20 protein-coding genes and 1 pseudogene are annotated in these 18,972 nt (G+C 62.6%); 13 read left to right on the forward strand and 8 right to left on the reverse strand.

Going from position 1 to position 18,972, the window contains the following annotated elements; genetic code table 11:
• The first annotated feature begins 140 nt into the window (after positions 1-140).
• From ACSFC5_RS07775 to ACSFC5_RS07800, 6 genes are all read left to right on the forward strand, one after another.
• Positions 141-281, forward strand: a complete 141-nt coding sequence (locus tag ACSFC5_RS07775; RefSeq protein WP_440764646.1) for a hypothetical protein — start codon at positions 141-143, stop codon at positions 279-281.
• A 124-nt stretch (positions 282-405) separates the two neighbouring features.
• Positions 406-615 (forward strand): heavy-metal-associated domain-containing protein, encoded by a 210-nt coding sequence (locus ACSFC5_RS07780; protein WP_440764647.1) that lies wholly within the window; start codon positions 406-408, stop codon positions 613-615.
• A 308-nt stretch (positions 616-923) separates the two neighbouring features.
• Positions 924-1,856 (forward strand): methenyltetrahydromethanopterin cyclohydrolase, encoded by a 933-nt coding sequence (gene mch / locus ACSFC5_RS07785; RefSeq protein WP_440764648.1) that lies wholly within the window; start codon positions 924-926, stop codon positions 1,854-1,856.
• A 2-nt stretch (positions 1,857-1,858) separates the two neighbouring features.
• Positions 1,859-2,392: a double winged helix-containing putative transcriptional regulator gene (locus tag ACSFC5_RS07790; protein ID WP_440764649.1), complete on the forward strand. Its 534-nt coding sequence runs from the start codon at positions 1,859-1,861 to the stop codon at positions 2,390-2,392.
• 62 nt (positions 2,393-2,454) lie between these two features.
• Positions 2,455-3,153 carry an HAD family hydrolase gene (locus ACSFC5_RS07795; RefSeq protein ID WP_440764650.1) on the forward strand — a complete coding sequence of 233 codons (699 nt, stop codon included), beginning with the start codon at positions 2,455-2,457 and terminating at the stop codon, positions 3,151-3,153.
• 103 nt (positions 3,154-3,256) lie between these two features.
• A complete protein-coding gene (locus ACSFC5_RS07800) occupies positions 3,257-3,652 on the forward strand; it encodes a hypothetical protein (protein ID WP_440764651.1) in 396 nt (131 codons plus the stop codon).
• Positions 3,653-3,671: 19 nt separating this feature from the next.
• On the opposite strand, the gene ACSFC5_RS07805 is transcribed toward ACSFC5_RS07800, so the two are convergent.
• Together ACSFC5_RS07805 and ACSFC5_RS07810 are read right to left on the reverse strand one after the other, a co-directional pair.
• Positions 3,672-5,276, reverse strand: coding sequence for a GTPBP1 family GTP-binding protein (locus tag ACSFC5_RS07805; RefSeq protein ID WP_440764652.1), 1,605 nt, complete (start codon positions 5,274-5,276; stop codon positions 3,672-3,674).
• Positions 5,277-5,426: 150 nt separating this feature from the next.
• Positions 5,427-5,915, reverse strand: coding sequence for a cupredoxin domain-containing protein (locus ACSFC5_RS07810; RefSeq protein WP_440764653.1), 489 nt, complete (start codon positions 5,913-5,915; stop codon positions 5,427-5,429).
• Between the two features lie 138 nt (positions 5,916-6,053).
• Between ACSFC5_RS07810 and ACSFC5_RS07815 the strand changes: the two genes are divergently transcribed.
• The gene (locus tag ACSFC5_RS07815; protein WP_440764654.1) at positions 6,054-6,233 is read left to right on the forward strand and encodes a hypothetical protein; all 180 of its coding nucleotides are present in this window, start codon (positions 6,054-6,056) and stop codon (positions 6,231-6,233) included.
• A gap of 6 nt (positions 6,234-6,239) precedes the next feature.
• Positions 6,240-6,506 (forward strand): hypothetical protein, encoded by a 267-nt coding sequence (locus ACSFC5_RS07820; RefSeq protein WP_440764655.1) that lies wholly within the window; start codon positions 6,240-6,242, stop codon positions 6,504-6,506.
• Between the two features lie 196 nt (positions 6,507-6,702).
• Here ACSFC5_RS07820 and ACSFC5_RS07825 read toward each other — a convergent pair whose 3' ends face one another.
• Positions 6,703-7,782, reverse strand: a complete 1,080-nt coding sequence (locus ACSFC5_RS07825) for a hypothetical protein (protein WP_440764656.1) — start codon at positions 7,780-7,782, stop codon at positions 6,703-6,705.
• 435 nt (positions 7,783-8,217) lie between these two features.
• Between ACSFC5_RS07825 and ACSFC5_RS07830 the strand changes: the two genes are divergently transcribed.
• Positions 8,218-8,622: a hypothetical protein gene (locus ACSFC5_RS07830; protein WP_440764657.1), complete on the forward strand. Its 405-nt coding sequence runs from the start codon at positions 8,218-8,220 to the stop codon at positions 8,620-8,622.
• 133 nt (positions 8,623-8,755) lie between these two features.
• Here the strand turns inward: ACSFC5_RS07830 and pyrF are convergent, their stop codons facing one another.
• A complete protein-coding gene (gene pyrF / locus ACSFC5_RS07835; RefSeq protein WP_440764658.1) occupies positions 8,756-9,553 on the reverse strand; it encodes an orotidine-5'-phosphate decarboxylase in 798 nt (265 codons plus the stop codon).
• Between the two features lie 249 nt (positions 9,554-9,802).
• Between pyrF and ACSFC5_RS07840 the strand changes: the two genes are divergently transcribed.
• Positions 9,803-10,087: a hypothetical protein gene (locus tag ACSFC5_RS07840; protein WP_440764659.1), complete on the forward strand. Its 285-nt coding sequence runs from the start codon at positions 9,803-9,805 to the stop codon at positions 10,085-10,087.
• Positions 10,088-10,170: 83 nt separating this feature from the next.
• Here the strand turns inward: ACSFC5_RS07840 and ACSFC5_RS07845 are convergent, their stop codons facing one another.
• Positions 10,171-10,590, reverse strand: a complete 420-nt coding sequence (locus tag ACSFC5_RS07845; protein ID WP_440764660.1) for a VOC family protein — start codon at positions 10,588-10,590, stop codon at positions 10,171-10,173.
• A gap of 76 nt (positions 10,591-10,666) precedes the next feature.
• Positions 10,667-12,532, reverse strand: a complete 1,866-nt coding sequence (locus tag ACSFC5_RS07850; protein WP_440765032.1) for a polysaccharide deacetylase family protein — start codon at positions 12,530-12,532, stop codon at positions 10,667-10,669.
• A 275-nt stretch (positions 12,533-12,807) separates the two neighbouring features.
• Between ACSFC5_RS07850 and ACSFC5_RS07855 the strand changes: the two genes are divergently transcribed.
• Positions 12,808-14,460, forward strand: coding sequence for an alkaline phosphatase family protein (locus ACSFC5_RS07855; protein ID WP_440764661.1), 1,653 nt, complete (start codon positions 12,808-12,810; stop codon positions 14,458-14,460).
• 127 nt (positions 14,461-14,587) lie between these two features.
• A complete protein-coding gene (locus ACSFC5_RS07860) occupies positions 14,588-16,321 on the forward strand; it encodes a carbamoyltransferase family protein (protein ID WP_440764662.1) in 1,734 nt (577 codons plus the stop codon).
• A gap of 436 nt (positions 16,322-16,757) precedes the next feature.
• Here the strand turns inward: ACSFC5_RS07860 and ACSFC5_RS07865 are convergent.
• Positions 16,758-17,807, reverse strand: a pseudogene (locus tag ACSFC5_RS07865) (RNA-guided endonuclease TnpB family protein).
• A gap of 169 nt (positions 17,808-17,976) precedes the next feature.
• Between ACSFC5_RS07865 and ACSFC5_RS07870 the strand changes: the two are divergent.
• On the forward strand, positions 17,977-18,345 hold the full coding sequence (locus tag ACSFC5_RS07870; protein ID WP_440764663.1) for a methylglyoxal synthase: 369 nt from the start codon (positions 17,977-17,979) through the stop codon (positions 18,343-18,345).
• An 86-nt stretch (positions 18,346-18,431) separates the two neighbouring features.
• On the opposite strand, the gene ACSFC5_RS07875 is transcribed toward ACSFC5_RS07870, so the two are convergent.
• Entirely contained in the window at positions 18,432-18,926 is a 495-nt protein-coding gene (locus ACSFC5_RS07875) for a universal stress protein (RefSeq protein WP_440764664.1), read from the reverse strand.
• Positions 18,927-18,972 lie beyond the last annotated feature (46 nt).

Consider the following 18,972-nt stretch of genomic DNA (forward strand, 5'->3'; position numbering starts at 1 on the left):
ATCGAACGCTCGGGAGGCGGTCGGGCCGAACGCCTGATAAACGACCGGGCGAGTCACCGGCGAATCACCGCCGACGACGCCGCTCGATCGGCCAAATCGCGTGAAAAAGTGGTATGTGTTATCGTGACGTAGTTCGAGACATGAACTCCGAATGCCCCGATTGCGGGTGGTTCGGCGACGCGAACGAACTGAATTGGATGATCGTCGACGGAAACGCCAGTGTCGGTGGCGAACGCGTCTGTCCCGACTGCCGGAGTTCGAGCGTGCTTCTGTTGGCGTGAGCGACGACGAGTTTCGACGGAAGCGCACGACGATCGATACCGGACTGGTGAGCACGGCACGACCGCCCGTGGTGGTGAGAGTCAGGAGCGGAACGCTCAACAGACCCGCGGAAGTAGCAGTCGTATGGAGCGTACGACCCTGACGGTCGACGGAATGGCCTGCGACGGCTGCGAAGCAACCGTGACGGAAGCCCTCGAGTCGCTCAAGGGCGTCGTTTCCGCGACGGCCGATCACGAAACGGCAGCGGTACGGATCGAGTACGACGAGGGAGCGGTCGACGAAGCGACGTTCGGATCGACGATCGAAAACGCCGGCTACGCGGTCCCGTCCTGAACGGGTTTCGTCCGAATCTGCTTCAATCGGGTCGATTTTGCCTGCAGTTCGAACGCTCTCCGTAGCACAGCACGCTACAATTGCCGCTGTTCGTAGCGAGAAGACACCGTCGACGAGTCGAGCGCCGACTAGCACGTTGACCTCGAGAAAGGCCAACAACGTGCCGTAGAGCGCGAAGAACGCCCCACGAAGGACGAAGACTGGCACTCGGTTGAGATCGAACTGGGAGTTCACTCAGATGGTCGCGAGCGCCCGATCGTCGCGTGCGAAACTGCAAGAGGTTTCAGGACGGACGCAGAAGCAGTTCTATGGAAAGTCTCAACCGGATGGCGATCGAGTTGGTCGACGAGGCCCTCGAGTACGCCGAGGAGCTGAATATCGGCGGCTACGACCTCGAGAACGAAGCGAGCGTCCTCGACTTCGGTCTCGAGTTCGACGGCGGGATCGAGGCCGGACTGTTGCTAACGGAGATCCAGACGGCGGGGATGGCGACGCCGAGTCACCGACTCGGCGAGCTCGGTGGGGCACCGATCCCGTTCGTCGAACTCTCAACCGATCAGCCGGCCCTGTCGCTGCTCTGCTCGCAGAAGGCGGGTTGGGAAGTGATGACCGAGGACTTCGAGGGGCTTGGAAGCGGCCCCGCTCGAGCGCTCGTCGCCGAGGAGGAGGAGTTCCACCGCGTCGGCTACACGGACGCCTTCGATCTGACGGCGCTGGCCGTCGAAACCGACCAGGATCCGACCGAATCCGCGGCCGAACACGTCGCGGACCTCGCCGAGGTCGAGACCAGCGGCGTCTTCCTGCTGGCCTATCCGACCGCGAGCCTGGTCGGGAGCGTCACGAACGCCGCCCGAACGGCCGAACTGGCGACCTTCCGCCTCTCCGAACTGGGCTACGATCCGCTGGATATCGTCTCGGCGACGGGCCGAGCGCCGGTCGCCCCCGTCGCCGCGGACGAACGAACGGCGATCGCTCGCACGAACGACGCCATCGCCTACGGCGGGACGGCCCACCTCACGGTTCGTGAAGATGCCGACGTCTTCGAGGACGTGCCGTCGACGGCTGCCGAGGGTCACGGTCGACCGTTCGGCGAAATCTTCGACGACCTCGAGTGGGAGTTCTCGGAGGTCCCATCGGATCTCTTCGCGCCCGCGAAAGTAACTATTGACGTACTCGGCGGGCCGACGTACGTTCACGGCGAGACGGATGAAGCGTTACTCGTCGAGTCGTTCGGTCTGTAGCCGTGCAGTTCAAACCGGTTCCCGAACCGCCGAGTGATATCGAGGCTATCGGGCCGATTTTCGAGGCCGTTCCCCCGGAAGCCGGCGCCGTCGACGACTGTTGTCAGCATCTCGTCGCGGAGACGCACCTCGAGAGCCGAAGCGAGGCCGAGACCTGGCTCGTCTTCCTGCGGGCGCTCGAACTCGTGACCGAGGAGTCGGCAGGCTATCGTCGGCGTTCGGACGCGGAGGGCGTGACTGACGGCGCGTCGCCGGAGTCGAAACGACTCCAGCGGGCGTTTCGCGACCGCGTCTACGGGGTGGATTCGGTGCTCGAGATTCTCGAGCAGGCCGATGATCCGCTCACCGACGGCGAGACGTTCACCGCTGTTCGTGGCGATCTCACCGCGTCCGGTCGCGACGGCGATGCCGGTCGACTCGAGTCGCGCCGGGCCGAGCGGATTCGACGGCTTCTCGAGTGGGGCGTTCTGTTCGGGCTGATCGAGCGCGCTGGCGCTGATCGGTATCGATCGTCGACCGAACGGGAGGCTCAGTAGCTCCGGGTCGACCGAACCACGAGCCGGGTGATTTTTCGTATCAACAGCCGTATCCGACAGCCATGGCCGAACGCGACTCCGGGCGTGTCGAAATCGAGGCGGTCTGTTTCGATCTTGACGATACCCTCTGTCGGTACAACCAGCGCGGAGTGGACGTCCTCGACCAGGCGTTCCAGAAGGCGGGTCTCAGCCCGCTTTGGACGGTCGAGGACTACTACGGACGCTACCGAGACTATCTCGAGGCCAGTACGGACGCCGACGATCTCCGCCGCCGGTGTTTCGCCGACCTCGCTCTCGACGCTGGCCACGGTCGGGAGGCGGGCCACGCCGTCGCCGAGACGTTCAGCGAGGTTCGCGATCAGGAAGCCGTCGAACTCCTGCCGGGAGCCCGCGACGTTCTCGACGCGCTGGCCGCGGAGTACCGCCTCGGACTGATCACCAACGGTGCTCCCGGAATGCAGCGGACAAAACTCGAGGCGACCGGGCTCGACGATCGGTTCGAAACGGTCGTCTATGCCGGCTACGACACCGCCCCAAAGCCGGCTGCCGAGCCGTTCGAACGGGCGCTCGAGGACCTCGGCTCGAGCACCGACCGAACAGTGTACGTCGGGAACTCGCTCTCTTCGGACGTGGCCGGTGCTCGAGCGGCGGGCCTCGTCTCGGTGTGGATCCCGGCCACTGATGCCGTCACGGAACCGGCGGAGCCAGCACCGACGTACCGTCTCGAGGCGCTGCGAGAGCTTTCGACGCCGCCGTGGTGAGTGGGGCTAGACGGTGATCGCGGGGCGAAGCGAACCGTTCGCGCCACCGAGTGCGTTCGGCGTCGATCGGCCGACTTTAGGTCGCTCGTTTCGACGTGGGACCATGACCGACCGCGCGCTCAACTTTCGGGAGATCGTGGCGTCGATACGCAACGACGAGGAATCGGCTACCGAATCGACCATGATCGTCAACGCGACCGGAACCGATCCGGTCGACGTCTGTCAGGCGGTGTATCGCCGCCTCGAGGAGCACACCGACCACGCCGACTGCGAGTTCTACATGAGCCTCAACACGCGCCGCGAGATGGAACGCGGGCTCGTAAAACGCGGTCCCGAGGCCGCGTCGCTCGAGTTCCTCGAGCGACAGATCCGAACCGACGTCTCGATGCCCGACGAGACGGTGCTGTTCATGGAACCCGACGCAGTCACACTCGGCGGCACGATCACCGGCTCGTCGCCGATCGGGGTGGGAACGATCTCGAGCGCCGAATCGGCGTGAAAACGGGAGCGCGGAACTCTCAGTCCATCGGGTGGACTTCGGTCACCGTCCCGACGCCCTTGCTCCGCCCCTCGCGGAAGACGAATTTCTGACCCTCTTCGACGAGGTATGGGCGGAACTTAAATCGAACCGTGGTTTCGCCGGTGTCGCCCGGCAAGAGGCGGCCGTCGTCGGGGTGGAACGCGGCGGCTTCGCCGATCGTCTCGAGGTGGACGACGGGTTCGTAGCCGTCGCCGATCCGGGTGGGATGGTTGAGCACCATCACTTCGGCTTCGAACTCCCGAACCGGTTTCGGATCGGCGTCGCGGGGCAGAAGAACCATTCCACGTTCGATGGCGCTCTCCTTGACGCCTTTCAGCGCGATGCCGACGATGCGGCCGGCTTGCGCCTTGTCGACGCGGTGGTAGTGCATCTCGATCGAGCGGACCTCGACCTCCTGGAATCGGCCGTCGGGCATCGGTCCCAGCAGGAGTTCGTCGCCGGCCTCGACCTCGCCGGACATCACCGTCCCCGAGGCGACCGCGCCGACGCCGGTCACCGAGTAGCTCCGATCGACGTACATTCGGAACTCGCCGGTATCCTGGGAGGTCTTCGGTAACCGATCGAAGAGTTCGTCCAGCGTCTCGAGCCCCTCCATCGTGACCGCGCTCGTTTCGACGATCGGGACGACGCGGTCGCTGATCTCGTCGATTGCGGCGTCGACGCCGTGGCGAGCGACCCGCAGCGGCGACTTCTCGACTTCCCGCAGGAGTCGCTCGACCTCGCGTTCGACCTCCTCGACGCGCTCGTCGTCGACGGCGTCGGTCTTGGTGATCGCGACGATGGTCGGTAGTTCCGTCGCGAGTAAAACGCCGAGATGTTCGCGCGTGGTCCGAGTCGGGCCGTCGTCCGCGGCGACGACCAGCAGGCCGTAGTCGAGTTTCTGCCCGACGAGCCCCCGGATCGTCGTTCGGAGCCACGGCTCGTGACCGACGGTGTCGACGAAGGAGACGAGTCGGTCGGCCTCTTCGACGACTGCTGCTCGGTCCGCCTTGCGGTTCGGGTTACCCACTCGTACCGGGCCACCGTCGTCGTCGAAGCCGTAGACGGCGTAAGAGAGGTCCGCGGAGAGTCCGCGCTCGACCTCGTGGGGCTGGACGTCGAGATAGGCGCGCGTGGCACCGTCGCCGTCATCCGGTTTCCCGGTCACGAGCGAGCCGACCAGCGTGCTCTTCCCGTGGTCGACGTGGCCCGCCGTGCCGACGACAACGTGTTCGTCGTCCGTCTCGAGGACGCCGCCTTCGCGAATCATTGCGATCCCCACGAGTCCGCCATTCATACCCCACGTCTGGACGTCATCGATGTGTGCGTCGGCCTCCTCGGCCAGCAAGGAGAGGACGTCCATCGTCTCGGAGAAGGTGTCGGGATCGATGCCCGCGAGTCCGCCGTCGTCCGTCACGCCGACGACGTACGTCGCTTCGCCGTCTCCGGAGAGAATTCGGTGCCGGAGTTGCGCGGCCAAACTCTCTCGGCGTCCACCCTCGAGGTGAACGTCACGTGACAGTCGTTCCTTGAACTCGACGTTGCCACCGTCCTGTTCACCACGGTCCAGGGCTCGCTCGAGGAGAGCCCGGTCACGGCTCATGTAGACCGGTAGCTGCTCACATGGCAAAAACCTTCCCGTGGGTTGTTAACATAGTTCATGGCAGTTCCGAATAGCAAAATTCCTGCAGAACGTCGAACGGTCCCTGATCCTTCCGCAGAAGGCGCAAAATTCCGACCTCCCCGTCGGATCTCACTCCTCGACGTGAATGTAGCCGAGCATTCGGCGCGGGTGCGGTTCGCAGAGATATTCGTGCATGTTGGTGTTCGCCTCGAACTCAAGCGTCGCCGTGTCGCCGCGAGTGCGCACGTCGGACGTCCGGAGACCGCTGACGACCCGGTTGTTCTCGTTTCTGATCGCGAGGTTGTGGTTGACGCCGTCGCCGTTCTCCCACGTCAACTCATACTCGTTGCCGTCGAACAGGAGCAGCGTCGGGTTTCGAATGCCCTCGATGAGATTCGGTTCGACACCTTCCCAGCCGCCGGTATACCCCGTCAGCCGAATCTCGTCGACGGACTCCCAGTTGTCCGGATCGAGGGGCTGTTGCCACTTGTTGTCATCGTCGTCGCCATCGTCGCCACCGTCGTCGCTGCTGCCGGTACAGCCCGCGATACCTGCCGTGAGTGCGACGCCGGAAACGGCGAGCGCTCGACGGCGACTTATAGAGGTGCGATCGATCATACGCGTGCAGTGGGACGTGACCATGATAAATCCCGGCGTGAATGCACCGGTCGTTGCCGTCGCCGGACGGATTGCCGCCATCGCGGTACTGGATCGTTCCAGCCCCGGTTTCAAGTCGATCCGGACCGTACGATCGGTATGAGCGCCAGTGGTCTCTGTCAGATCTGTGAGTCGCGGCCGGCCCAGGAGCGGTGTGCGAACTGCGGCACACTCGCGTGCGACGTTCACTTCGAGGACCCGCAGGAACTGTGCGTCGAGTGTGCCACACAGGCGGATCCGAGCCGCCAGTCGGACGACGTCGACATCCACCGGTTCTGATTCACCGTGACGTCTTTCCGCGATTTACTCGGCGAGTCATTGGCCGTTGGCGAACAGTTCTGTCTCCGTCTCGAGGAACGAGACGGAACGCTCGTCGCCGACCATCCGAACGACTCGAGTCCGATGGATATCGCCGTCGTCGAGGGGCTGCATCGGCTCGAGGAACGAACCCCAGCGGAGCCCGTGACAGTCAAAGTCCTCGGGCGCGTCGTTGACGGCCGGATCGCAGCGCAGATCATCGACGTGGAAGGCGAGGCTAAGTCGTCCTCATGACAGCGACTATTGGTCGGAGAAAACGATCGCTCCCAACTCCGCCGTCTATCGCGTGCGTCTTCGTCGCATGAAGAAGTTCGCAAGCGTTCGGCGTTGCTTTCGAGTCTATGATTTAACTGAATGAACGAAATCGGCTGATCAACTCCGAGACTGACTTCAGTAACCCAAGAATGGGAGTTGGGAGAACGGACGCGGATTACTGATACCTCTTCGACCGACTCGTTCCACGTCCGGGGGTATCACTGCGTCCTGGGACCTCACGGTAGCGCTCGCTGTACGGGTCGTCCATTTCTGCTTCGCTCTTTTCGGTCACTTCGAACTCGTCCATTGAAAGTGGAGACTTCGTGACGAGATAGTCTACGGAAACCTCGCTATCAGCGCTCTGCGCTGTAACCGGTGCATCGCGGACATCCTTGATTCCGTACTCTTTCCACACTTCATCTGATAATTCTTCCGGGTGTGCTGTCGCCGCCGAACTAGTTGAGAACTCCGGCTCATCACCGGTACTGAAGAAATCCACCGTACCCTCTAATTCACGCCATAGGGTTGCACCCGCGCTATCGTGGTGAGAGAACCCCATTTCGATATCAACACTCGGGCTATAATAGCTACTTTCGAGCTCTACTCTATGGAAAAAGCCGCATTGACCCCACGGCCGCGGGGACGTTAAGCTGGTAGCCATGTCTCCGTATTCGAATCCCCCTGCGAAGAGGTCGAAACCGTCAGGACGGTGTCCCATCGATTCCCTGAGCGCCTCATCGACTGCCAGAAACCACGAGGCGCCTACATGAATCGTCCCGATCGCGGCTTCCATTAGTGGCTGTGCCCAGCTCGGAATGAACTCGTCCTCGTCATCACATGGGTACTGTCCATGCCTGTTTCCCTGTGTAGAGGGCTGAAGGTCACCCTGAGACGTCTCGAGTCGGTAGCGTTGTCCGTAAATTTCGCCGCCGAGCCAAGTGGTAGTCGAACCCGCACCCCCGGAGACCGAAAATATGTGAACGTACGCTCCTTTGTCCGAGGACCAGTACGATTGTTTCCAGTGAACAGAAACTGATCCGTCCCGTTCATAATCGGCCCCGTCGGGGAGATTCACGTCCTCGGTAACTATTTCCTCCTGGGGGCAGTTAGACGTACAGTTCCAACTGCTAGCCGTGCTCAAATCAGCAGTTGCCATACCCGGAACGGTGACTGAACTAGCCCCGAGCGAGGCCATTACTTTCCGTCGACTAGCTAGTAACGAATTCGAACTTCTACTGTTATCCTTTTCAGACATTGTATTTATCCTATATACTACACTATAGTTAAATCTTTCCAAAGATAAATTATTTTATATATCAATGCTGAATATGACTATCAAGTTAACTTATATAACGATCCCCTCTCGCGAATTTCCCGCCCATTCTAATAGGATACTGAGAGTTTTAGTAACCCAATATGATGCTTCTCAGCATAATAGATATCCAAAACCGACGAGAGTCGATTCACAGGTTCGATGTCTTCCGCTGTCTCGAGGGTTCCCGAACCACCATGCGTTAGCTACCCTTCGGTGACATTCAAAGCGCTCAACACAGGTCGGGAGTAGAACGAGTTTGTTTGCCCCCTTCAGAATTTGTTGATTGAATAGCGAATTGGGCGAGGTTCCGAATGGGGAAATCCGAACATGGGCCAAAACCCAGACTTTTTTATCCTGTTTCTCGTAGTGATTACTATGACCTTCACTCGGCGGCGATTTGCTGCTGGCAGCACTATCCTTCTGCTTGGCATCGCCGGTTGTAACGGTTCCACCGACGGTGACCCGCTCCAAGAGCTACAGCTCGAGTTGTCGAATCTAACGGATACGTCTCACACGTTCCATTTCGTGCTTGAATCGGACGACGGTCTCGGCCGGTGGCACGATTTCGAACTCGATGTCGATGCTCACCGCGAGGTCGTTATCGAGCCCGAATCGGACCGCGAATGGGTAGGATATCAGGCAGTTGCGAGCGATAAACGGGCGTCCGGATCGCTACTCGGACAGGGAGACGAACAGACGTGCCTGCAACTCAACTGCCGGATCACAGACGACGAGATTTCGTCGACGATGTCGACGGATCGACCGCTGTGCGAGTCGTAATCGGGCCGGTTCCGAGTACTTGTATTATCACCAACTGTACACGTCGTGCGACAGAGTGACGCCGAACCTCTGGTATCAGTCTGATCGTCGGGGACCGACCGAGTCCTCGCCTCCTTTCTCCGGGTCGGGATTGCTACCGGTACCGATTCAGCCGCTTTTGCAGCCGCTTTGCGGCCTGACCGCTCGCGTTCGCGAATTGCTCGCCGTCGGCTTCTCCCGCGAAAATGATCCCCCGCGAGGAGTTGACCAGCCCGACGCCGTTCGCGAGGCCGTACTCGACGGCCGCCTCGGCGTCGCCGCCTTGCGCCCCGATGCCGGGGACGAGGAAGGGGAGGTCGGGTACCTGTTCGCGCAACTCCTCGAGTTCTTCGGGCTTCGTCGCGCCGACGACGAGCCCCACGTTGTCGTTCTCGTTCCAGAGGTCGGCCAGCGCGGCCACGCGCTCGTAGAGCGGTTCGCCGGTCTCGAGTTCGAGGTCCTGTAGGTCCGCGCCGCCGGGGTTCGAGGTCCGACAGAGGATGAATACGCCGGACTCCTCGTCCGCCAGGAACGGTTGCAGGGAGTCCCGTCCCATGTAGGGGTTGACCGTGATCGCGTCCGCGGTGTCGAGCAGCTGGGCGTACTGGCGGGTGGTGTTGCCGATATCGGCCCGCTTTGCGTCCAGCAGGACGGGGACATTCTTCCCGTGCGCGTACGCGATCGTCTCTCTGAGGGCGCGCCAGCCGTCGGGATCCTCGTAGAACGCGGCGTTGGGCTTGTAGACCGCCGCGTGTTCGTGGGTCGCGTCGATGATTCGCCGGTTGAACGCCCAGCGGGGAAGGTCGTGCTCCTGTAAGTGGTCCGGAATCCGCGATGGATCGGGATCGAGACCGACGCTGACGACGCTGTCGACCGTCCGAATGCGGTCGTGCAGCCGATCGAAGAAGTTCATACCTCCGAGTGGTTCTGCGGCGGTCGAAAAGGTTGCTATCCGCATTGGTGGTTTTTAACGGATACTTTCGGCAAGACACACCTGCTAACGGACCTCATATGGGTCCCCTGATACCGTCCAACTGGGCGGGTTGCGGTGGTACTCGCGTGAAAACGGCGCGCGTCGTTCGCAGTTTTGCGAGTCGGTTCCGACCGACCTCCAAATACTTTAGACATCAGGTACTTCGGTACTATAATCGTCGGCTACAGTATGGCTATTCGAACCAACGAGAAATCTAACTCGCGTCTCGGGCGACTTCGAGATCGGATCCGTTCGACGCTGTTTGCCGGAGAGAACGCGACGGCGGACGACGCCGTCGATCACGGGTCGGCAGCTGAACAGCGGCCGACGAACCCGGACGCCCCCGGCAACCTCTTTCACTGCTCGACCTGTGGAAACGTCTACATCGACTCCGAGAAGAACAGCTGTACGAGCTGTGACGAGGCCGTCGAGCAGGTATCCTCGACGGTCGAGTCCTCGACCCTCCGTCCGTAGCGTCGGACGCGACCGACGACCGCCCGTTCCGTTCGGACCGCGATTTTCTCGATTCGATCCCGCCCTCGAGCGTGGCGGCCGGATCAGGCTTCGAGTACTTCGATCAGATTCCCCTCCGGATCGCGGAGGAAGACGATCGACGTCCCGCTGGCCGTCGTCCGCGGCTCGCTGATCGTCGTCACGTCGTCGGGAAGGCCAGCGTAGAACGAGTCGAGATCGGCGACGGAGAGCCCGACGTGTGTCGCACCGGGCTGGTTGAGCCCCGACGCCGGCGAGTCGCTCGCTTCGGGCTCGTACTCGATCAGTTCGATTCGGATGCCGTCCGCCTCGAGGTGGGCGAACTCGCCGCGGGCGTCGTCGACGCCGACGGCGTCCGAGAACGCCTCGCCCTCGACGCTGAACCGATCGGCGACGTCGAGACCGAGCACGTCGCGATAGAACGGCAGCGTTTCTTCGAGGTCGCTAACGGTGATACCGACGTGATGTGCGCTGAGAGTCGTCATTAGCTGGACCGTACCGGCCCGCAGGAAAAACGGTTCCGGCTGGCCGATCGCTTCGCTCACCGCTCGAAACTGCTGCTCACGGGTTGCCGATGTCGAGCGTCCAGTTGCCATCGGCCTCGACGTCGATCCAGGAAACGCCGCTCGCGCCGGCCGATCTCGAGGCGTCGAACTCGCCCCGCTGGTTGACGAGCTGTTCCCAGCTGCCGTCGGCGCCGTAGCCGTCGACGACGAACGCTCCGTCGCCGTCGTGAGTCACGGAGAGAGCGAGACCGTCGTCGGCCCACAGCGGACCGACGAATCCGGATCCCGATCCGGACGCCTCGATCGGCGGCTCCTCGAGGTCGTCGCCGTGAACGGCGGGCTGCTCCAGGTCGATCGACCACGGGCCGTCCGCGTCGACGACGAGCCGGTACGTTCCGCCGCCGACGGGGGCCATCGAGTCGCCGTCCGTGACTCCAGCCGTGGTGCTGAGCCGTTCGTTGGGGAGATCGCCATCGACCGGCGTCAGCTCCACGGCGAACGTGCCGTCGCCGTCGTGAGTGAACTGTGCCGTGACGATTCCCTCGTCGAGCGCGAACGCGTCGGATTCGTCCGTTCCGTCTCCCTCGAACGAGTGGGATCTCCCTGCCTCGAGGATCGTCCCGTCCGGTTTTCCGCCGCTTTCGTCTCCAGTCCCGCGGTCAATATCGTCCATCCCGTCGACGATATCGGAGGGCGTGATCACGTCGAGATCGCGATTCTCGAGGTGATCGAGCAGGTGTTCGAAGTCCTCGATCGACATACTGTTGCTGCCACCGTCCCCTTCGACGATCCGGGGGATCCGAATCACGGTGAGTTGCCGGTACTGATCGCAGAGGTTGATGTGGCGCCGGACGCCGTTGTGAAGCGCGGGCCCCCAGATCACCGGGGTCATATGGATCCCGGTCGGCGGCGCGCCGGTCGTACAGCTTCCGAACAGGAAGCCGGACTCGTGGTACTCTCGGACGATCTCGTGGGTTTCCGGCGTCATGCGACGCCAGTCCGGGGCGAAGAAGTGCCGCGAGCCGTCCTCGAAGCCGCGGTCCGCGAGCGAATCACGGGTGCTCTCCACGACCGTTCGCTGCCGCTCCGCGGGCTGTTCGGTGAGGTCGCTCTCTCCCCGCGGGTACGAACAGACGTCCCAGCCGCGGTCCCGAAGCTCGTGTAACTCGTCGATCCCCATCCGCCCCTGTCCGCCGATGCGCCCGGGATCGACCGGGACCGCGGCGGCCCAGCCCCGTTCCTCGAGCAGTTCGGCTGCGATATCGTAGTGCGAATCGTGTCCGCCGTAGCACGCGAGGATCGCCTTGCCGTTGTCGACCGCCTCGGTTCGTCGGAGGTCGTCGACCAGCATCCGGGTCGGGCCGTCGTCGGGTCCGACCGCGATCACGTTCAATCGGGTGACGGTCGACAGATCCGGCTCGCCTTCCGGCTTGTGTTCGTAGCCGCAGTCGAGTCGGAACCAGCCGTCGTAGCCGTTGGGAACCGCTCGAACGGTGTTCAGCCGTTCGTCGCGATTCGGGGCGTAAAACTCCACGACGATCTGGGTCGCGGATTCCGGTTTGACGGCGATCGAGGTGTCCCACCCCTCGAGGTCGAGTTCGTCGGAGAGGCCGATGGTTATCCCGGCCGTCCGCTCGTCGCTCTCGACGACGGCCGCCTGGGAGCCGGTTCGCGCTTCGTCCGGAGCGGCCTCGAGCCGACCGTTCCGGACGCCCCACCGATCGAGATCCTCGAAATCGTCGATGACCTCGCCGGAGTCGATCGCGGGCCACGTCGACCCGGTTCCGTTCGTTTCGCCGCCGCCGTCCTCGGATTCGTCGTCGGTTCCGTCGCCGGAGAGGAAGTCGAGACAGCCGGCGAGCGCGGTCGACCCTGCAGCGAACGTCGCCAGTGCGTGACGTCGTGAGAGATCGTGGTCCATGGTCACCGTTGCTACGAGCGGTCACCCTTTGGTGATGGAGCCGTTAAGCGAGGTTTCGTCGAGCGGGATTTTCCGGGGCCGCGTTCGCACCGCTGTGAGGGCGTTTATAGAGGTGTTAAACGCTCTCTCGGCCGGTGAACGGTCGCCGTACCGTCGGGAGAACGGCGCTCGCTCGCGTCCCTCGGTATTGGTGTGAAACCGAACGTCCGACGGTGGGCTGCTAATTTTACTCGATATTAATAATCACCCCCCGACGATGATGCTCGCGTATCTTGATGGAACGGAACACGGGGACCACGGGAACGGATCGCAATCGGATGGACGCACTACTCATCGGAATCGACGCCGGCTGTCCCTCGGTGTTTGACCGGCTGGCGGACGAAGACGTGATTCCGAACCTACAGTCGCTGCTCGATGCGGGCACCAGCGGACCGCTCGAGTCCCAGATTCCGCCGTGGACGCCGAGCGCGTGGCCGTCGCTATTCACCGGCGTCAACCCCGGGAAACACGGCGTCTTCGGCTTCACCGGGTTCGACGGCTACGATTTCCACGTCGTGAAAGGGAGCGACGTTCGCGCACACCGGCTTTGGACGCTACTCGACCGACACGACCGCTCGAGCGTGGTCGTCAACGTCCCGGTCACCCACCCGCCGGACGAAATCGACGGCGCGATCGTCCCCGGATTCATCGGCCCGGAGGAACCGCCGTGTCACCCCGAGGGGATCCTCGACGACATTCGCGAGGAGATCGGGGCGTACCGCGTCTATCCCAGCTACTCGAGGGGCGACGAATCGCTATCGGACGCCGAGAAGATGGACGAGTACTGCAGGCTCGTCGAGATGCGCGGCGAGGCGTTCCAGTACTTGAGCGGGCGCTTCGAACCCGACTTCGGCTTCCTCCAGTTTCAGAAGACGGACACCGTCTTCCACGAGTTCGACGGCGATTGGGAGAAGGTCAAACAGGTCTACGCCGCGGCCGACGAACAGATCGGGGCGGTTCTCGAGGCGTGCAACCCCCGCCAGGTGTTCGTCGCGAGTGATCACGGCATGGGGCGCTACGAGAAGCCCGAGTTCCGGGTCAACGCTTTCCTCGAGGACGCCGGCTACCTCGAGACGACTCTCGGTGGAAAGGGGATGCCCACGTGGAACGTGATGCGAGACGACCTGCGGGACGGCGAACAGGCAGACGAGTGGGAGCCGAACGCCGTGGAGCGACTCGCCGCGGCGATGGCGAGCGTCGGACTGACGGCGCACCGAATCGGTCGCGTGCTGGACCGACTCGGCCTCGCGGAGTTTGCGAAAGCGCACGCTCCGGACGGCGTCGTCCGAACCGGAAACGAGCAGGTCGACTTCCCGAACTCGAAAGCGTACGTCCGCGCGCGGACCGAACTCGGCGTTCGACTGAACGTCGAGGGTCGCGAGCCGAACGGGCAGGTGTCGGAGGAGGAGTACGACGAGGTCAGAGCGGCGCTCATCCGGGATCTCGAGTCGGTGACCGCCCCCGACGGCGAGCCCGTGTTCCAGACGGTCGCCCCTCGAGAGGAGTTCTTCGAGGGGCCGTACACCGATCGAGCGGTCGATATCGTCACGATCCCCGCCGACTTCCAGCACTTCCTCTCGGCGCAACCGGCCGACGAGTACTTCGCCGGGACGACGGAACCCTGGAACCACAAACTCGACGGAATCTTCGTCGCCAGCGGGGAGGGGATCGACGCCTCGCAGGCGGTCGAGGACGCCCACCTGTTCGACGTCGCCCCGACGATTCTCTCCGCGCTCGACGTCCCCTACAGCGACCGAATGGACGGTCGCGTGCTCCCCGTTGTCGAGCCGACCGAGTCCACGAGCTATCCGGAGTACACGGCGTCGAAGCGAACGACAGTGGATTCCGCGGTCGAGGGCCGACTCGAGGACCTCGGCTACGTCGAGTAACGACCATGATACCCGAAACAGTCTCTCACCCCACGACACCGAAAGTAGTCTCCCGCCGTTCGACCCTCCCGATGAGTCACCACTCACACAGTCGACCACACTGCCGATCACGCGGACGAACCAACACATGAGCTACACCCTGTCATTCAAGCCGGCGATCGACCTCTACGGCCAGCACGATCCGAGCGCGGCGCTGTTCAAGGACGGTGAGCTCCGGTTTGCGGTCGAGGAAGAGCGCCTGACGCGGGACAAACACGCGGTCGACACCTTCCCCGAGCGGGCGATCCGCGCCTGTCTCGAGCACGAGGGGATCGACCTCGCCGACCTCGAGAAGGTCGTCCTTCCCTACGATCCGACGCTCCGGCGGAAAATCCTCCCTCACTACCTGAAAAACACCGCCCAGCTCGACGGGACGCTTCGGAAAGTCACGCACCTCCGGAACGTCGCCAGAGACCAGTTCGTGGCGCAGTTCGCGCCGACCCGAATCGTCGAATCCCGACTGCAGCAGATCGGGACATCGGTGCCGCCGATCGAGTGTCGCTCCCACCACGAGTGTCACGCCGTAAGCGCGTTTCACCCGTCGACGTTCGACGAAGCGCTGGTCGTGACCATCGACGCGAAAGGGGAGTACGATTCGACCGTGGTCTGGCGCGCCACACCCGACGGACTCACGCGCGTGCGCACGTACGAACACCCAAATAGCTGGGGGCTGTTCTACGCCGCGATCACGAACTACCTCGGCTATCGGATGTTCAACGGCGAGGGGAAGGTGATGGGGCTCGCCCCCTACGGCGAGGACAACCCCGAGATCGAGCGTCGGCTGCGGGAGACGATCGACACCGGCGTCGACTACGACGTGACGGCGCTCACTGGTCGCTGGGGGACGGAACACGGCGTGGCCGCCCTCGAGGAGCTGTTCGGTCGGCCGCGGTCGACCGACACCGACGAGTTCGACCAGTTCGAGAAGGACCTCGCACACACCGCACAGAAACTGCTCGAGGAGTCCGTCATGGAGATCGTCGGGGCGTACGTCGACCGCGTCGGGACCGGGAACGTCGGACTGGCCGGCGGCGTCGCCCTCAACTGTAAACTGAACAAGGCGGTCAGGGAGCACCCGGCCGTCGACGAGGTATTCGTCCAGCCCGTTGCTCACGACGCCGGGCTCGCACTCGGCGGCGGCTGGATCGATCGTCGTCCGGCCGACGTCGATCCGATGACGACCGTCTACTCGGGCCGCGAGTACGCAACCGACGAGATTCGGGCGCTCCTCGAGACGAACAAGATCGAGTACGCCGAACCGGACAACCTCGAGCGGCGGGTCGCCGAACGCATCGCGGACGGTGCGCTCGTCGGCTGGTTTCAGGGGCGATCCGAGCTCGGCCCGCGAGCGCTCGGCAACCGAAGCATTCTCGCGGATCCGCGGACCGAGGCGTCCCGCGACCGGGTAAATCGGTTCGTCAAACACCGCGAGGAGTGGCGGCCGTTCGCGCCGTCGATGATCGAATCGGCCGCCGAGGAGTTCCTGGAGAACTCGACGACCAGCCCGTTCATGATCGACACGTTCGACGTGCGCTCGGATCGCCGAGATGACCTCCGAGCGGTGGTTCACCCGGCGGACGACACGACGCGAGCACAGACCGTTCGCAAGGACCAGAACCCGCGGTACTACCGGCTGCTCCGCGAGTTCGAGGACGTGACGGGCGTGCCGATCCTCCTCAACACCTCGTTCAACGACCACGGCGAACCGATCGTCGACACGCCGACCGAGGCGCTGAAGGACTTTTTCGGGATGGGGCTCGACGTGCTCGTCCTGGAAGACTGTGTCGTGGAGAAAGCCGGCTCGAGTGACGCGCCGCCGTGACGAGGCTCGACTCCGCGCGACGTCGCGTCAGAACGGTACGTCGTCCCACCGCCGTCGCGACCCATCGTCTCACGGCGACCCGTTTGTGGATTGATATCCTCCCGCGCCTAAAGACGTCCCCAGAACGTTCCACGTTCTGGTGTGCGAACGAGACGCGTCGCGTCTCGTTAACGCGGGAATCCACGAAGTGGATATTCAGGTTGCGCGTTTCCTCGGGGCTCAAGTACGCTTTCGCGTGACCCTTCGACGGTCGCAGTCCAGTTGTGACCAAGGACGTGCTTTCCAGCGCGTGTAGCTCTGTCAATGGGGCCTTCCTCCCCGCATACAGCGAGCGTCAACAGCGTGGGACAACGTCCCACGAGCAATCGGGCAGAGCCCGATGACGACGGCTGGCTATTCAACCAGCGAGGTAGCACGGTTCGCGTCAGCCGAACTGCTACGCCGTGCATGATTCACCCTCTCGTTGTGCAATATTCTCCGAAGCGTTCAGGTCAGCGTGCCGTCCACGACCACACTCCGAACACAAAAAGTGGTCGCCATCACGGGTTCCCAACGAACCGCACGCCGAACACTCCTGACTGGTGTGGTACGGATCGACCTTTTCAACGCGGATACCAGTGCGTTTGGCCTTGTACGTGATGAACTGTTGGAGTTGGTGGAAATGCCACGAGTGGACGCCCGACCACGAACTGTTTTCGCGGATACCTTCGAGTTCTTCCATCCGAATGACGGGGTTCTTGAACTGTTCCGCGAACGTGATAAGGCGATGGGAGAGTTTGTGGTTTAAGTCCTTAATCCGGCGCTGTTCTTTGTCACCCACACGGTTGCGTGCGCGAAGCGCACCCGCTTCCGAAAGCGAATCGCGTAGGGAACGATATTTGCGTCGAACGTATTTCGCCTCATCACCCGACACCAGCATCGACTCGTCCTCTCCATAGGCCGTTGCAGCAAGGATCTGTCGTTCACCAATATCGACACCGATGGGTGTCTCACCCGATGTGTCGGCGTCGTACTCAATGTTAAACGTACAGAACCAATCGTCACCGCGACGATAGACCTATAGGCGGGTCTTCTTTGCGTCTCCCTTGACCAGTCGGTCTACAGGGTCGGCAATATCGTCGTACACTTCTATCGGAGTGTACCACCATCGGGAGACGCACGGAAAGCCGATGACGACCGTGCCATTGTTGGTCGTGTCGATTTCCCAATTCTGGTTGTTGACGGCGAACGGCTGACTCTCTCGGTACCGAACCTCTCCATCCTTGTTGTGGTCGGATTTCGCCTCTCGGATGGCTTGGTTCTGGATGGCCGAGTAGAGGTCGTTATCGATGCTGGCTGTGGTCACGGACTTGCCGAAGTCGCCGTTCTCCCACCCGTCGATGCAGAACTGCTTGGTGTCACGGTAGAGTCTAGTGGCCTGTTGCCACTCTTTCCGCCGTGAGAGGGATGGATTGTGGAACTTCGCGGTGACTGTCACCGTGACCATTACAAATGTAATTAGATATAATTTATTAAGTATTTGTTGAAATACCAGGCTATGCTATCGACGGTAGTTTACGTCATTAAGTGACGGCGCGTATCCACAGCCTAAAGACCGTGGCATTGCGCCTGCTCAACCTGTAACGTTATCCCGTCGCCGGGTGACCATTCGCCGTATGACCCGCGTCGCGCTCATCGCTCACGACGAAATGAAACCGGAACTGATCGAATTCGCGCAGGCTCACGAAACCCAGTTGCGAGAATACGACCTGATCGCGACCGGAACGACCGGCAAGCGACTGATGGAGGCGACCGACCTCGAGATCGAGCGCAAGGAGTCGGGACCGCTCGGGGGCGATCTGATGATCGGCTCGGAGGTCGCCGAAGGACTCCTCGACGGGATCGTCTTCCTCCGGGATCCGCTGCGCGCCCAGCCCCACGAGCCCGACATCTCGGCGCTGTTGCGGATCTGTGACGTGCACGACACGGCGCTGGCGACCAACCTCGCCTCGGCGGAGTTCCTGATCGAAGGGCTCGCGGACTGATACGGTTTGCTGTACCGATGTACCGGTGGGACCGCGATCCGTCCTGCGGTCCCACCGGAAATGACTCACAGCAGACAGTATGACGCCTACTCACCCGCGTCGCACAGGAGGATGTCCGGCCGAACGACGACGACGTCCGCGGGCGCTTCGTTGAGTATGTACTTCGACACCGTGCCGAGGAGTGTCTCCGAGACGTCGGAAGCGCCGGTCGACCCGATGACGATCAGGCCGATATCGTGGTCGTCGTCGTACTCCTCGATCGTCGTCCGCGGCACGCCCGACGTAACCGTCTCCTCGGCCTCGACGCCGACCTCGGTCGCTCGATCGACGAGCGATTCGAGGATGTCCTCGCCCGTCTGCAACGCTTCCGTGATCGTTTCCTCGAACCCCTTCTGTGTCGGTTCGTCTCGCGTCCGCTCCCCGACGTAGAGGACGTGTACCGCAGCGCCGACGTCACGAAGACCCGTCCCGTCGTCGCGATGATTCGGCTCACCTCGGTCGGCGCGAAGGGCTCGAGGTTCGCCGAACCGATCATCGTCTCTTCGCCCATCGTCATCGCCTCGGTGAAGCCGAGGTTTCAATCGATTTCCCCGTTCTCGCCGCTCACGACTGATCGCTCCGGGTCGA

The organism is Natronorubrum marinum (genome assembly GCF_052040125.1).
Classification (GTDB): domain Archaea; phylum Halobacteriota; class Halobacteria; order Halobacteriales; family Natrialbaceae; genus Natronorubrum.